The 15,295-nt window shown below is 71.7% G+C and carries 11 protein-coding genes; 6 read left to right on the forward strand and 5 right to left on the reverse strand.

Annotated features, from left to right (window positions below; translation table 11 throughout):
- Positions 1-7: 7 nt before the first annotated feature.
- The 4 genes from SS2_RS13080 (at position 8) to glgB (ending at position 7,756) form a co-directional block, all read left to right on the forward strand.
- The gene (locus tag SS2_RS13080; protein ID WP_066464996.1) at positions 8-2,065 is read left to right on the forward strand and encodes an alpha-1,4-glucan--maltose-1-phosphate maltosyltransferase; all 2,058 of its coding nucleotides are present in this window, start codon (positions 8-10) and stop codon (positions 2,063-2,065) included.
- Entirely contained in the window at positions 2,062-3,855 is a 1,794-nt protein-coding gene (gene treS, locus SS2_RS13085; RefSeq protein WP_066464867.1) for a maltose alpha-D-glucosyltransferase, read from the forward strand. Before SS2_RS13080 ends, treS begins: the two co-directional genes overlap by 4 nt.
- A gap of 54 nt (positions 3,856-3,909) precedes the next feature.
- Entirely contained in the window at positions 3,910-5,466 is a 1,557-nt protein-coding gene (locus tag SS2_RS13090) for a maltokinase N-terminal cap-like domain-containing protein (protein WP_066464869.1), read from the forward strand.
- 76 nt (positions 5,467-5,542) lie between these two features.
- Positions 5,543-7,756, forward strand: coding sequence for a 1,4-alpha-glucan branching protein GlgB (gene glgB / locus SS2_RS13095; RefSeq protein ID WP_066464872.1), 2,214 nt, complete (start codon positions 5,543-5,545; stop codon positions 7,754-7,756).
- 123 nt (positions 7,757-7,879) lie between these two features.
- Here glgB and SS2_RS13100 read toward each other — a convergent pair whose 3' ends face one another.
- From SS2_RS13100 to SS2_RS13110, 3 genes are all read right to left on the reverse strand, one after another.
- Entirely contained in the window at positions 7,880-8,821 is a 942-nt protein-coding gene (locus SS2_RS13100; RefSeq protein WP_066464873.1) for a co-chaperone YbbN, read from the reverse strand.
- A 79-nt stretch (positions 8,822-8,900) separates the two neighbouring features.
- Entirely contained in the window at positions 8,901-9,893 is a 993-nt protein-coding gene (locus SS2_RS13105) for a DUF8094 domain-containing protein (protein WP_066464874.1), read from the reverse strand.
- The gene (locus SS2_RS13110; RefSeq protein WP_157607341.1) at positions 9,893-11,173 is read right to left on the reverse strand and encodes a hypothetical protein; all 1,281 of its coding nucleotides are present in this window, start codon (positions 11,171-11,173) and stop codon (positions 9,893-9,895) included. Before SS2_RS13110 ends, SS2_RS13105 begins: the two co-directional genes overlap by 1 nt.
- Before the next feature lie 252 nt (positions 11,174-11,425).
- Between SS2_RS13110 and SS2_RS13115 the strand changes: the two genes are divergently transcribed.
- Together SS2_RS13115 and SS2_RS13120 are read left to right on the forward strand one after the other, a co-directional pair.
- Positions 11,426-13,585: a coiled-coil domain-containing protein gene (locus SS2_RS13115; protein WP_066464877.1), complete on the forward strand. Its 2,160-nt coding sequence runs from the start codon at positions 11,426-11,428 to the stop codon at positions 13,583-13,585.
- A 5-nt stretch (positions 13,586-13,590) separates the two neighbouring features.
- Positions 13,591-14,025, forward strand: a complete 435-nt coding sequence (locus tag SS2_RS13120) for a hypothetical protein (RefSeq protein ID WP_066464879.1) — start codon at positions 13,591-13,593, stop codon at positions 14,023-14,025.
- Positions 14,026-14,086: 61 nt separating this feature from the next.
- Here the strand turns inward: SS2_RS13120 and SS2_RS13125 are convergent, their stop codons facing one another.
- Together SS2_RS13125 and SS2_RS13130 are read right to left on the reverse strand one after the other, a co-directional pair.
- Complete coding sequence (locus SS2_RS13125; protein WP_066464881.1) at positions 14,087-14,902, reverse strand: alpha/beta fold hydrolase; 816 nt, start codon at positions 14,900-14,902, stop codon at positions 14,087-14,089.
- Positions 14,903-14,948: 46 nt separating this feature from the next.
- The gene (locus tag SS2_RS13130; RefSeq protein WP_083942224.1) at positions 14,949-15,236 is read right to left on the reverse strand and encodes an Rv1322 family protein; all 288 of its coding nucleotides are present in this window, start codon (positions 15,234-15,236) and stop codon (positions 14,949-14,951) included.
- Between the last annotated feature and the right edge of the window lie 59 nt (positions 15,237-15,295).

Below are 15,295 nucleotides of genomic sequence, written 5' to 3' on the forward strand. Positions count from 1 at the left end.
GACCTCCATGCGCTCTTCGAAGCCACCCGTGACGGCACCGCGTGCCGCACTGCCCGCCACTCCCTCCGCGCACCGCCCGATCGGCCGGATCCCTGTGCTCGACGTCGCACCGGTCATCGCCGAGGGTCGCTGGCCGACCAAGGCCGTCGTCGGCGAGGTCGTGCCGGTCGAGGCGACCGTCTTCCGGGAGGGGCACGACGCCGTCGCGGCCACCGCGGTCCTGGTCTCCCCGACCGGTGAGCGCCGGACCGCCCCGATGGTCGACGTCGCGCCCGGCCTCGACCGCTTCCGCGCCGAGCTGGTCCCTGACGCCCCCGGGGCGTGGGGGCTGCTCGTCGAAGGATGGTCGGACCCGTACAGCACGTGGGAGCACGACGCCCGGATCAAGATCGAGGCCGGCATCGACGTGGACCTCATGCTCGCCGAGGGGGCCGCCCTGTTCACCCGGGCCGCGGACCGCCCCGAGCTCGACGTCAACGACGCCGCCGTCCTGCGCGGGGTGGCACTGACCCTGGCCGAGGCCGACCGGGCCCCGCTGACCCGGCTCGCGGTCGCCACGAGCCCCGCGGTGCACGCGGTCCTGGACCGCACGCCGCTGCGGGACATGGTCTCGGCGTCTGCCACCTACCCGCTCGTGGTGGACCGCCCGCTCGCCCTCGCCGGCGCCTGGTACGAGTTCTTCCCCCGCAGCGAGGGCGCCACCTACGACACCCTGACCGACTCGTGGACCTCGGGTACCTTCGCCTCGGCGAGCGAGCGGCTGCCGGCCATCGCGGCCATGGGCTTCGACGTCGTGTACCTCACCCCGGTGCACCCGATCGGGTCGACCAACCGCAAGGGCCGCAACAACTCCCTCGAGACCGTCGAGGGCGACCCCGGGTCGCCGTACGGCATCGGGAGCGCGGAGGGCGGGCACGACGCCATCCACCCCGACCTGGGCACCTTCGACGACTTCGACGCCTTCGTCGCTCGGGCCCGCAGCCTGGACCTCGAGGTGGCGCTCGACCTCGCGCTGCAGTGCTCCCCCGACCACCCGTGGGTCACCGAGCACCCCGAGTGGTTCACCACCCGGGTGGACGGCTCGATCGCCTACGCGGAGAACCCGCCCAAGAAGTACCAGGACATCTACCCGCTGAACTTCGACAACGACCCCGAGGGCATCTACCAGGAGATCCTGCGGGTGCTGCGGGTGTGGATCGACCACGGCGTCACCGCCTTCCGGGTCGACAACCCGCACACCAAGCCGTTGCCGTTCTGGGAGCGTCTGCTGGGCGCGATCCGAGCGAGCAACCCCGAGGTCATCTTCCTCTCCGAGGCGTTCACCAAGCCCGCGATGATGCACACGCTGGCCAAGATCGGCTTCCACCAGTCGTACACGTACTTCACCTGGCGCAACACCAAGCCGGAGCTCGAGGAGTACTTCCGTGAGGTGTCCGGCCCGAGCGGGGCGTACATGCGCCCGAGCTTCTGGCCCACCACCCACGACATCCTGCCGCCGTACCTCCAGCACGGCGGGATCGCCGCCTTCGCGATCCGCGCGGTGCTGGCTGCGACCGCCTCACCTACGTGGGGCATCTACTCCGGCTACGAGCTCGCCGAGCGGGTCCCGCGCCCGGGCGCGGAGGAGCACATCGACAACGAGAAGTACGAGTTCAAACCACGGGACTGGTCCCGGGCGCCGGAGGTGGGCATCTCCACCCTGCTCACCCGGCTCAACGAGATCCGTCGAGCGCACCCGGCCCTGCGCCAGCTGCGCAACCTCACCGTGCACTCGACCAGCGACGACGCGATCATCGCCTTCTCCTCGCACCTGGCTGCCGAGCACTCCCCCACCGGAGAGGCGGACACGGTGATCTCGATCGTCAACATCGACCCGCACTCCACCCGCGCGGCGAACGTCTGGTTCGACCTCGCCGCTCTCGGCCTGCCCGACGCCGGGTACGGCACCACCTTCGAGGCGCACGACCTGCTCACCGGGGCTACGTACACCTGGAGCGCCGAGGCCTTCGTGCAGCTGGACCCGTTCACCAACTGCGCCCACATCATCGAGGTCAGGACGCGATGAACCGCCCCGACACGAACCCGGCCACGCTGCCGATCCCCGTCACGGCCCTGCCCCCGCGCCGTCAGCCGACCGTGCCCGGCGGTGGCACGAGCGAGCAGCTCCTGGACACCGACCAGGTGTACCCGGGGCTCAGCGACGACCCGAACTGGTTCAAGACGGCCGTCTTCTACGAGGTCATCGTCCGGGCGTTCTCCGACTCCACCGGGGCCGGGTCCGGAGACCTGCGCGGTCTCATCCAGCGCCTGGACTACCTGCAGTGGCTGGGCATCGACTGCCTGTGGCTGCCGCCGTTCTACCCCTCGCCGCTGCGCGACGGCGGGTACGACATCTCCGACTACACCGCGATCGCGCCGCAGTACGGTGCGCTGTCCGACTTCGTCGAGCTCATCGACGAGGCGCACAAGCGCGGTATCCGGGTGATCATCGACCTCGTCATGAACCACACGAGCGACGCCCACCCCTGGTTCCAGGCCTCCCGCTCCGACCCGGAGGGCCCCTACGGGGACTTCTACGTGTGGAACGACGACAACACGAAGTACCCCGACGCCCGGATCATCTTCGTCGACACCGAGTCCTCGAACTGGACCTTCGACCCGGTGCGCCGCCAGTACTTCTGGCACCGGTTCTTCTCCCACCAGCCGGACCTCAACTTCGAGAACCCGCAGGTCGTCGCCGCGATGATCGACGTCGCCCGGTTCTGGTGCCAGGTGGGTGTGGACGGGTTCCGTCTCGACGCCGTGCCGTACCTCTTCGAGGGCGAGGGCACCAACTGCGAGAACCTGCCCGAGACGCACGTCTTCCTGCGCACCGTGCGAGCCACGATCGAGGAGGAGTTCCCCGGGCGCATCATCCTCGCCGAGGCCAACCAGTGGCCCGAGGACGTCGTGGAGTACTTCGGCACCGACGAGCACCCCGAGTGCCACATGTGCTTCCACTTCCCCGTCATGCCGCGGATCTACTACGCGATCAAGGACCAGCGGGCGAAGCAGATCATCGACATCCTCGCCGACACCCCGGCCATCCCGGCCGGGGCCCAGTGGGGCACCTTCCTGCGCAACCACGACGAGCTCACCCTCGAGATGGTCTCGACCGAGGAACGCGCCTCCATGTACGGCTGGTACGCCCCCGACCCACGGATGCGGGCGAACATCGGGATCCGGCGCAGGCTCGCGCCGCTGCTGGACAACTCCCGCAAGGAGATCGAGCTGGCCCACGCCCTGCTGCTGTCGCTGCCGGGCAGCCCCTGCCTGTACTACGGCGACGAGATCGGCATGGGCGACAACATCTGGCTGCCGGACCGCGACGCCGTGCGTACGCCCATGCAGTGGACGCCGGACCGCAACGCCGGGTTCTCCACGGCCGACCCCGGCAAGCTGTACCTGCCAGTCATCCAGTCCCTCGTGCACAACTACCAGCACGCGAACGTCGAAGCCCAGTGGGCCCAGCCGACGTCGCTGCTGCACTGGGTGCACGGCATGCTCAAGGTCCGCCGCGCGCACCCGGCCTTCGGGACGGGCACGTACATCCCGATCGTCGCGGACAACGAGTCCGTGCTCGCCTTCCTGCGGGTCACCCCCGAGGAGACGATCCTGTGCGTGACGAACCTCGCGGCCACGGCCAGGGCCACCACGGTCCGCGTCCCAGGCCACGCGGGGGCCGCGCTCTTCGACCTCTTCGGAGGGTCGCAGATCGCTTCGATCAGCGAAGACGGCGATGTCGTGATGACCTTGGGGTCACGCGAGTTCTTCTGGCTCTCAGTCAGACCGGTCGCGCCGGAACCTCCGGCCTGACCGCGGCAGCACCCGACGCAGACCTCCCGACGACGTGAGGACAGGTGGAGCGGTATGACGCAGCACGCAGGACCAGAGGCCGGGTCGTCAGCGGACCACACGGCGGCCCAGCCGGGTCGCCAGCCGCTGCCCGACGACGCACCGCAGGCGGAGCTCGATGTCTCCGCCGCGGTGCGCACCTGGCTGCCCGGGCGCCGCTGGTTCCCGGCCAAGGGCACCCAGGCGACCTTCGAACGGGTCGCCCGGGTGATGCTGCCCAGTCCCGCGCCACCTGCCCCGCTGGTCTTCATCGACGTGCTGCGGGCCCTCGGGGCAGGTCCCGAGGGCGCCCCCCTCCTCCTCCAGGTCCCGCTCGTGCTGGAGAAGGGCGCCCCCGACCCCGCTGCGGACCCCGCCCCCGCCCTCTCCGGGCTCATCGCCTACACCGAGACGACCCGCCTCTACGACGGCGCCTACCACCCCGCCTTCGTCGCGGCGTGGCTCGCGGCCGCCACCTGGTCCGCGAGCGCACCGGGCACCGCAGGCCCTCTCGACCTGCGCGGGATGCGGGTCCTCACCGGTGAGCAGTCCAACACCTCGGTGCTGCTGCCCCACGTCTGCGGGGGCTCGATGTTCAAGGTCTTCCGCTCCCTGGCCTCGGGGCAGAACCCCGACGTCGTGGTGCCGCGCGCGCTGACCGAGGTCGGGTGGGCCGGGGTGCCGGCACCGTACGCCTGGAGCGAGATCACGCTGGACGAGGCCGCGTCGGCGTCGCCGGAGCGCGAGCAGGAGCCGGGCGCTGCGGCAACGCCCGTGTGGACCTCGCACTCGGGAGTGCTGGCCGAGCTGGTCCCCGATGCCCGCGACGGCTTCGAGCTCGCCTGCGACTACGCCCGCCATGGGCGACCCTTCGACGAGCTGGCTCGCGATCTCGGGACGCAGGTCGCCGGCATGCATGCCGCGCTGCGAGCCGCCTTCCCCGACGCCGTCGCCGAGGCGGACGTCGACTGGCTGCTCGCCGAGCTGCGCCACCGGGTGCGCAGCGCCACCGCTACGAGCCCGGCGGTGCGCGAGCGGGCCGAAGCGATCGAAGCGTTCTGGTGCCGCCTGCGGGTATCCGCCGACGACGCCGCCCACCACGGCAGGTCTCTGCCTCCCCTCCAGCGCATCCACGGCGACCTGCACCTAGGCCAGGTGCTGCACAGCACTGCCACCGGCTGGCGGATCCTCGACTTCGAGGGCGAGCCGCTGCGGCCGTTGTCCGAGCGCACCCGCCCCGACCTGGGTGAGCGTGACGTCGCCGGGATGCTGCGGTCCTTCGACTACGCCGCTGCCGTCGGTGAGGCCGACGGCCCCCAGTGGGCGCAGGACGCCCGACGCGGATTCCTCGAGGGGTACTACGGCGCGGCCGCTGCCCCGGCCCGCAACAGCGAGGGCCAGGAGCGGCCGTCGCTGGACGACCGCGGCGTCGTGCTGGACGCCTTCGAGCTGGACAAGGCGCTGTACGAGGTGGTCTACGAGGAGCGCAACCGCCCCGACTGGGTCACCATCCCGCTCACCGCGGTCGACCGGATCCTGTGCGCCCACCTGGCGGTCGGCCCCTCGCAGGCAGGAGACGCGGACAGGCCATGACACCGGCAGGCAAGAAGTCCTGGACGCGCCGATGCGTCTGGCTGCATTGGCCCCCGCTGCGTGGAAAGGTAAGGCCATGACCGATTCGACAGTGCCACCTGCAGGTCCGCTCGCTCCGCTGCCCGTCTCACCCGACGACCTCTCGGCAGTGGCGCACGGGACCTTCCACAACCCCCACGCTGTGCTCGGTGGGCACCTGGACCCGTCAGGCTCCTCCGTGACGATCCGGGCCCGCCGCCCGCTCGCCGACGAGGTCGTGGTCATCACCCGTGACAGCGAGTACCCCGCCGTCCACGAGCAGGACGGCATCTGGGTCGCGGTCCTGCCCGTCGCCGACGCCGCGGTGCCCGACTACCGCATCGGCGCTCGCTACGGCGAGGAGACAGCCGTCGCCGACGACCCCTACCGCTTCCTGCCCACCGTCGGGGAGATCGACCAGCACCTCTTGCGCGAGGGGCGCCACGAGGAGCTGTGGCGGGCTCTCGGCGCGAACCTCAAGACCTACCCCAGCGAGCTCGGTGAGGTGCACGGCACCGCCTTCGCGGTCTGGGCCCCCAACGCCCGTGCCGTCCGGCTGGTCGGTGACCTGAACTTCTGGGACGGCGCCTCCCACGCCATGCGGTCCCTCGGCTCGACCGGCCTGTGGGAGCTCTTCGTGCCCGGGGTGGGCGCCGGCACCCGGTACAAGTTCGAGATCCTGGGCCCGGACGGCACGTGGCACCAGAAGGCCGACCCGGTGGCGAAGGGGACCGAGATCCCGCCGGCCACCGCCTCCGTCGTCGTGCAGTCCGACTACACCTGGGCTGACCAGGACTGGATGACCGCGCGCGCCGGCAAGGACCCGCACAACGGTCCGCTGAGCATCTACGAGGTCCACCTCGGCTCGTGGCGTCAGACCCTGTCCTACCGGGACCTCGCGGTCCAGCTGACCGAGTACGTGGTGGACATGGGCTTCACCCACGTGGAGCTCATGCCGGTCGCCGAGCACCCCTTCGGTGGGTCCTGGGGCTACCAGGTGACGTCCTACTACGCCCCGACGTCGCGGTTCGGGCACCCGGACGACTTCCGGTTCCTCGTGGACAGCCTGCACCAGGCAGGCATCGGGGTCATCCTCGACTGGGTCCCGGCGCACTTCCCCAAGGACTCCTGGGCACTGGCCCGCTTCGACGGGACGCCCCTGTACGAGCACCCGGACCCGATGCTCGGCGAGCAGATGGACTGGGGCACCTACGTGTTCAACTTCGGCCGGGCGGAGGTGCGCAACTTCCTCGTCGCGAACGCGACGTACTGGCTCGAGGAGTTCCACGTCGACGCCCTGCGCGTGGACGCCGTGGCGTCCATGCTCTACCTCGACTACTCCCGCGAGCACGGGCAGTGGCGCCCCAACATCCACGGCGGCCGCGAGAACCTCGAAGCCATCAGCTTCCTGCAGGAGGCCAACGCCACGGCCTACCGGCGCAGCCCTGGGGTCATGATGATCGCCGAGGAGTCCACCGCGTGGGCCGGGGTCACCAAGCCGACCAGCGCCGGCGGCCTGGGCTTCGGCCTCAAGTGGAACATGGGGTGGATGAACGACACCCTGCGGTACCTGGCCGAGGCACCGATCAACCGCCGGTACCACCACCACGAGGTCACCTTCTCGATGGTCTACGCCTACTCCGAGCAGTTCGTCCTGCCGATCAGCCACGACGAGGTCGTCCACGGCAAGGGCTCGCTCATGCGCAAGATGCCCGGCGACGACTGGCAGCAGCTGGCCGGGGTCCGTCTGCTCTTCGCCTACCAGTGGGCGCACCCGGGCAAGCAGCTGACGTTCATGGGCAACGAGTTCGCCCAGGGCACCGAGTGGGCGGAGTCCACCAGCCTGGACTGGTACCTGCTCGACCATGCCGGCCACGTCGGTGTGCAGCGCCTGGTCCGTGACCTCAACACGCTCTACCGTGACCACCCGACCCTCTGGGCGCTGGACCACGACCCGGCAGGCTTTGAGTGGCTGGACGCCTCCGACGCCGACCACAACGTCCTGTCGTTCCTGCGCCGTGACCGCGACGGCAACGTCATGGCAGTGCTCATCAACTTCTCCGGGGTGCCCCACGAGGGCTACCGCCTCCCGCTGCCCTCGGGCGGACGCTGGCGCGAGGTGCTCAACACCGACGCCCCTGTCTACGGCGGGTCTGGGGTGGGCAACCTCGGCGCGGTGCAGGCCGAGGAGGTCCCGTGGACCGGGCGACCGTACTCGGTGGCGCTGCGCGTACCTCCCCTGGGCGCGCTGTTCTTCGTCCCGGAGGACTAGCTGGACCCGTCCGGCCGCAGGCTGGGCTGGTGAGACGACTGGTACTGAACGACCGAGGCGGTCGGCCCGTAGGGGCCGACCGCCTCGGTCGTTCAGCGCTGGGCGCGGGTGTCGCGGACGAGGTCAGTACAGCGCGGTCATCAGCGCGCGGCGGGCCGGGGCGACGCGCGGGTCCTGCGCACCGAGCAGGTCGAAGTACTCCACGAGACGCTTGCGCAGCACCTCACGGTCGGGGGCGTCCGGGACGAGCTCGATGAGCCGGCTGAGGGCGTCCTCCACCTTCCCACCGAGCAGGTCCATGTCAGCGACGGCGAGCTGGGCGTCGATGTCGCCAGGGTTGTCCGCCGCAGCCTTGCGCACCGCCGCCAGGTCCGCGTCGTGCGTGCGCAGCAAGAGCCGCGCCTGGGCCAGGCCCGCCGTCGCCAGCTGGTCGCGGGGGTCCTCGCGCAGCGCCTGCTCGTAGGCGGCGACCGCGGTGGGCAGGTCGTCGGCCTCGATCGCGTCGAAGGCCTTCTGGTGCAGCGGGGGCAGCTCGGGCTCCGGCTCGGGCAGGTCCGCCCCGGTCGCGGCCGCGCCGTCGTAGGACTCCAGCACACCGGTCACGCCGTTGGCCGCGGCAGCCGCGAGGAGCTCCTCGAGCACACCGCGGATCTGCTCGGCCTCGGCGACGCCCTGGAAGAGGGGAACCGGCTGCTGGGCGAGGATCGCGACCACCGTGGGGAAGGCGTCGACCTGGAAGGCCTGCGCGATCTGGGGGTAGTCCACCACGCTGATGCGGGCCAGCAGGAAGCGGCCGCCGTACTCCTGGGTGAGCTCACCCAGGGTCGTGGCGAGCTTGGCGTTCTCGGCGTCGGTCGGCAGCCACAGCAGCGCGATGACCGGCACCTTCGCCGACTGCTGGACGACCGAGGGGAACATCTCGTCGGTGATGTCCACGACGAAGCCGCCGGCCGCGGGCGCACCGCCGGGAGCGCCGGGCGGCGGCGCTGCCGGCCGCCCGAAGGAGGACAGGTCCACGGCGCCGCGGACGTCGAACGGGGAACCAGGTGCACCAGGTTGACTCATGGGTCCTATCTTTCCATCTGCAGCGCCCGGACGTGCGCTGTGGCCTGCGGAGCGTCGCGCGGATCGCCGGCGGCTAGGGTCAGGGGATGGAGGCCGAGGTGATGAGGATCTCGCTGCCGAGGACCGAGAGCCCCGTCTCGCCGCCGGCCGGAGGGATGTAGATCCCCACGAGCCCCGTGCGTCCCACGGTGAGCGAGTTGCTCGCCGTCGCACCGCCGAGGAAGGCCTGCTCCGTCGGTGACGGGGAGATCTTGGCGCTCTCCTCACCCTGGAGCGTCTCGGTGGAGGAGAGCTCCCCGACCACGAGCGCCCCGCCGTCGGAGGTGCGCAGCGTCTGCAGGGCGCCGTCCACCGGGGAGAACTGCAAGGAGTACGTGCCCTCGATCTCGGTCGCGGAGGCGCTCCGCTTCTCGCGCTGTGCCGCCATCTGCTCGCGCAGCGGGTCGCTGGCGAACTCCGCGGCATAGGGCGAGGCGTCCCCGTTCGTCAGCACGTCGGCGTAGTGCGCGATCGCATCGGCCGGCGTCAGAGCCAGCGAGGCGTCGTCCGGGGGCACCGCCTCGGTGCCGATGTCCGTCGCCGGGAAGGCAGGCAGCGTGACGCCCGGGAACAGCCGGATCCAGCCCCACAGCTTGTACTGGTCGCGGGGGGCGGCCTGCTCGGTGACGAGCAGGCGGTCGGTCTGCAGGTTCTGCGGGCGCACGCTGGCGGCGAAGGTCGTGCGAGGCCACGTCTGCGTGGTGGGCAGCACCTCGGACTGGACCTCGGTGGGGATCTCGGTGATGGCGTCCGCGTTGCCGGTCGAGCTCGCCACCGTGAACTCCGCGGTGCGCAGGGCCAGCGCGGGACCGCTGAGGCGCACCTGGAGCGCAGCCGGGTCCAAGGTCTCCGACGCCGCGGTGAGGGTCTCCCCGATCGCGGTGAGGATCGAGGTGTCCTGCTCGACGGTCAGCATGACCGGCGGCTCGGCCGGCGGGGGGTCGACGTGCACCTCAGGCAGCGCCGGGCTGCACGCGGACAGCACCAGGAACCCGGCGGTTCCCAGCACCAGTGCGGGAGTCAGGCGACGCATCAGTGTCCTTCCGTCGTCGTCGTGTTGTTCTGCGGGGCCGAGCCGTCCGTGGGGTGCAGGCTCGGCGTCGTCGGCTCCTCGGCGGAGTCCGGGCGCACGCCCCAGGCCTGGCGCCAGCTGGAGCCGGAGGTCGATGCGCTGCCCTCGGGCAGCCATACCGGACGTGCCGGGTCGGCGGGCGCGGGGGTCGGGGTCTGCGCAGGCGTGTCCTGCTTCTTCACCGTCGGGATGGCGCCGGTCCACGGCCACGCTCGCTTGGTCCGGCGAGCCGCGGCGTTGACCTCTTCCAGGCGAGCGGCCTCGTCCCGGGCAGCCTGCTCGCGCAGCTCACGGCGGGTCAGGCCGGTGCGGGTCTCCTCCACGGCCGTCGTGCCCACGGCGCCACCAGCGGCGCTCGTGCCCACGGCCGCGCCCCTGCCGGGCACGGTGGCGGTCCGGGCGGCGGGCTCGCCGTCGGCGTCGCCGATCGTGGTGGCCGGGGAGTCAGGGCCGGTTCGCGGTCCCGAGCTGTTGGTCGGGGTGGCGGGCCGTCCGCGCTGGGACCGGTAGGTGAGGAAGCCGTAGACGCCGCCGGCGATGATGAGGAGCACGCCGAGGGCGATGCCCGGCCACATCCAGGGCGTGGAGACCGTGCGCGGCCAGGAGAGCGTGAGCTCGGGAGTCTCGGCGTTCTCGCCGACCGCTGCCACGAGCAGCACGCGGTCGCTCGAGGAGGCGTCCCACTCCATGGAGGCCGTTCCCGAGCCGACTGCGCTCGCCAGCCACATGTCTGACCCTTGCGGGTCGGGCTGCACGGCGGGGGGCGCGTCCGCGGGTGCCTCTTCGGCGGGGGCTTCTTCTGCGGGTGCTTCGTCCGCGGGGGCATCCTCTGCAGGGGCCCCCTCCGCAGGAGCTTCCTCGGTGGGCTCCGCAGGAGCGTCCTCGCTCGGTTCCGCGCTGGGCTCGCCGGCGTCGTCGGTGGTGACCGTCAACGACTCCCAGCTCGCCGGTCCGGTGACGAGGAGGGCGGGGCTGTCCCCGATCCAGCCGGTGACGTCCACCTCGCGGCCGATCGCCAGGACGACCGTGGCATCCGGGGACGAGGACGCAGAGATGGTCACCGAGTCGTCGACAAGACCGAGCACCCCGGGCGCCGTCGCGAGCAACGTGGACCCGCTCTGGGTGCCGGTGGTCATGACCACGGTGTCGCTCGGTCGCCAGACCGTCCCGGAAGCGACCGAGAGCCCGGCGATGACCAAGCCCACGAGCACGAGGCTGGCCGTCACTATTTTGTGGAGCACCGACTGTTCCCTTCGACTGCGGGCTTCAAGCCTATCGTCGATAGGGTCCGGCAGAACCGCCCTTGCCCATCAAAACGTTCATATCGGGCTTGCGGGACCCGGCGCGCTCCGCGTCGTCCCGAGCCGTTAGGCTGAGGCACACGGTGGCGGATCCCTTGTCACAGCGACGTATCCATGCTTCTCGACGCGGACCCGACCCCCCATGTGAATGTTCGGTGGAGCATGCTCAACCCCTGACCACGGAGGCTAGTTGTGTCCGACGATCGTCCGATCTTCCCTGTCGTGATGCGCGGCTACGACCGAACGCAGGTCGACGGGCGCATCCAGTCCCTCGAGGCGACCCTTGCCAGGACGGCCGCCGAGAGCGAGGCTCTGGCAGCCCACGTGCGCCAGGTGACCTCCGACCTGGAGGCGGCTCAGGAGAAGCTCCGCGAGACCGAGCGTCCGTCCTACTCCGGCCTCGGTTCACGGATCGAGCAGCTCATGCGGACGGCTGAGGAGCAGTCCACAGACGTCATGTCGCAGGCGAACACCCACGCCGAAGAGGTCGTGGGCCGGGCCAAGTCCACCGCCGGGCAGATCAAGTCGCGGGCCGAGAACGAGGCGGCAGAGATCCTCGCCGCCGCTCGCCGCGAGGCAGAAGAGGTGCGGTCCGCCGCGGCCAACGAGGCGGAGACCACGACCGTCTCGGCCGAGCGCCGCGCTGAAGAGCTCGTCGGCTCCGCCGAGCGTGAGGCCGCCCGGATCCAGACCGCGATCATCACCGAGGGCACGGAGCGACGCACCGCCCTGGAACGGGAGCTGGGCACGCTGCGCGCGTCCACCGAGCGGGAGATCACCGAGCTGCGCGTGACCACCGAGCGCGACGCCCAGGCCCTGCGCACCTCGACCGAGACCTGGGCCACGACCGAGCGCGAAGAAGCGGAGCGGTATGCCCGCGAGCTGCGCCAGTCGGCCGACGCCTACACCACCGAGCTGCGTCACCGCACCGAGACCGAGACGGCAGCAGCCCGCACCGCCGCCGACGAGTACAGCGCCCAGGTCCGCGCGTCCGCGACGCGGGAGACCGACGAGCTGCGCCAGCGCACCGAGTCCGACGCCGCCACCATGCGCGCCGCGGCGCAGCAGGAGGTCGACGCACGTCGTGCAGAGCTGAACCGCGAGCTCTCCTCCGTGCGCCAGGCCGCCGAGGCTGAGATCGCCGCGCTGCGAGCCGGCGTCGAGCAGGAGCTCCAGTCCTTGCGACTGGAGACCGAGCACGACCTCGACGAGCTGCGGACCACGACCGAGCGCACCACGAGCGACCAGCTCACCACGGCGAACCTCGAGGCCACCCACCTGGTCGAGAGCGCAGCCCGGGAGGCCGCCGAGCTGCGCGACCTCGCCGCCCGCGAGACCACCCAGCAGCGCGAGAGCTCCGACCGGGAGACCACTGAGCTGCGCGAGCAGACCAGCGTCGACGCCGCCAAGCTCATCTCCGACGCCAAGCGCGAGGCCGAGGAGCTGCTCTCGGCCGCCCGCACCGAGTCCGCGCGGATGCTGGACATCGCTCGCGAGACCCTGGCCCAGGCAGAGCTGGACATCGCCGCCAAGCACGAGGAAGCCCAGCTGGCTGCGAGCGAGCTGCACGCCCGGAGCAAGGCCAAGACCGACCAGCTGCTCAGCGACGCCGAGAGGCACGCGGCCGAGGCCGAGAACCGCGCAGCCGAGGCCCTCGCGACCTTCGAGCAGATCCGCAAGGACAGCGACGCCTTCGCCAAGGAGTCCGCTGAGGCTGCCCGCATCGCCGCAGAGACGATCACCGCCTCCTCGCGCGAGCAGGCCGAGCAGACGATCAGCGACTCGTTGATCGAGGCCGAGCGCGAGCGCAGCGCCGCCCAGCGCCAGGTCGAGGACCTCAACCGTCAGCGCGAGTCCATCACCACCTACCTCGACGAGCTGCGCACGCTGCTCGGCGCGGAGGCGATCCCGAGCGCGTCGACCCTGGAGAAGGCAGCAGCCGTCGAGGAGTCCTTCGTCGCTGCGACCTCGGGCACCGCACAGCCGAAGACCAAGAAGTCGCGTCCCGCGCCGTTGTCCGCGCAGGGCACCCCGGCTCAGCAGGCCCGCAAGGCGGCCTCCGGCAAGAGCGGCGCCCGCCCGGCGCCGCTGGCAGCGTCGGGCGCAGCAGCAGAGGCGTCCGGCCCGGCAGCGCAGGCGTCCGGCCCGGCCGACGCCCCCGCCGGCGACGCTCCCGCAGCTGAGCCGGCCCAGAAGGACGCGGAGCAGGGCACGGCACAGCAGGACTCGTCCTCGCCGGAGAAGACGGCGCAGGAGACGACGGCACAGGAGACGACCACGCCGGAGCCCGCCGCCGCGACCGAGGGTCAGCAGGCCGACGACGACCGCGCCGAGGCTCCTGAGGCGCTCTGAGCATCATGGGTGAGAGCACCTCTGCCAGCGACTGGCGCCGCGAGGCCTCCCAGAACGCCGCGCACCAGCGCGCCGAGCTGGAACGCAAGCGTCAGGCGCAGTCCGACCAGGCCCGGGCGATGATCGCCGACTTCGTCCGCGCGGCCCAGGCCGCGGGGGTGCCCACCCAGCGCTTCACCGCTCGCAGCTACGGCGGGCGCACGACGTACCGGACCTCGGTCCACGGCTGGTACCTGCGCAAGAACGCCAGCGTCGGCGTGGGGACGGACGGTGAGTTCTACATCCTCACCGTCCAGGGCTCGCTCATGGAGCGCCTGCGCGGGGCGCAGCTCACCCCGAGCGATCCCCCGCTCGTGCTCGGCCAGGGCGCCCGCGACGGGGAGTCGATCGACCTGCGTGAGGCGCTCGACCGCGCCCTGCACCCGGAACGACCCGCCTGAACCCGTGCAGGCACGTCTGCGTGCCTGCACGGCGGTGGAGCGCGGCGAGGACCGACCAGCCTCAGTACGTCGGCGGCACCCGGTGGATGAGGTCAGCCAGCGCGCGAGCGACCGCGAGCGGCCGTTCGACGGCGCTCATGTGCCCCGCTCCGGGGACCGTGACGAAGACCGGCTCGGTGAGCGCCGCCACCATGTGCTCAGCCGCCGACGCCGGAGTGAGCTGATCCTCGTCCCCCACCACCACGGTGGCTGGCCCGGCGAAGGCCCGCAGCACCTCCGTGCGGTCGAACCGGGCGGCCATGGCCCGCTGCGACCACGCCACACCGATGGGCGGCTGCTCGACGATCCACCCCTCCAGCCTCGCAACGAGGTCCGTGCGGGTCGCCCGGCTCGTCTCCCCCAGCAGGCCCGCCGCCGTCGCGCGAACGGCGTCGACCGCACCGGCGGCCTCGACCTCGTCCGCCAGGCGCAACCGGTTGGTGCGGGCGGCGTCGTCGTCCGGGGTGGACTTGGTGTCCACCAGGGCGAGACCGGCGACGAGCTCGGGGTGGCGCTGCGCCAGGGCGAGGGCGACATAGCCGCCCATGGACAGCCCCGCCACGACGGCAGAGGTGGCGCCGGCGTCGCGCACGGTGGCTGCGACGGCGTCCGCGGCGGCCTCCAAGGACGGCTCGCCGAAGCCGGCGAGCCCGCTCCGGCCCAGTCCCGGCAGGTCCGGGGCGAGCACGGTGAGGTCGTCGGGGAGGGCTTGGGCGACCTCGTCCCACATCCGATGGTCCAGCGGGAAGCCATGCAGCAGGACGAGCACCGGCGCTCCGGGCACGCCGGAGTCGACGGGGGCACCGTAGGTGGTCAGGGCGAGTCGAGGTCCGGTCATGGGTGAGGCCTTTCTCGTGGTTGCGCGGGTCGCGTGCGGGCGCCGCTCACGCGATGCCCCAGCACCGGTTGTGCCAGTGCCGGCGGTCCGCGAGGGCGGCCTGCGCGCCGAAGAGGGAGTCGTTGGCCCAGGCGACCACGTGCGCGGTCCCGGCCGGGATCTCCTGGTGGCACCCGGGGCACCGGTAGGCCTTGTCGCTCGAGCGGATGCTCTGGACGGTCCAGTCCTCGCCGTTGCGCTGCTGCGTCGTGCGGCCCCCGGTGGCCCGGTCCATGTCGAGGGGGCGATACTCCTCGGTGTAAGGACGGCGCGACGATCGGCGTGAAGACGGCATGGGGCCATTCTCCCAGCAATGTCTGACGGCGTGCCACCGGCTACCTCTCCACCGGACGT

The sequence above is a fragment of the Sanguibacter suarezii NBRC 16159 genome (assembly GCF_001552735.1).
Lineage (GTDB): Bacteria > Actinomycetota > Actinomycetes > Actinomycetales > Cellulomonadaceae > Sanguibacter > Sanguibacter suarezii.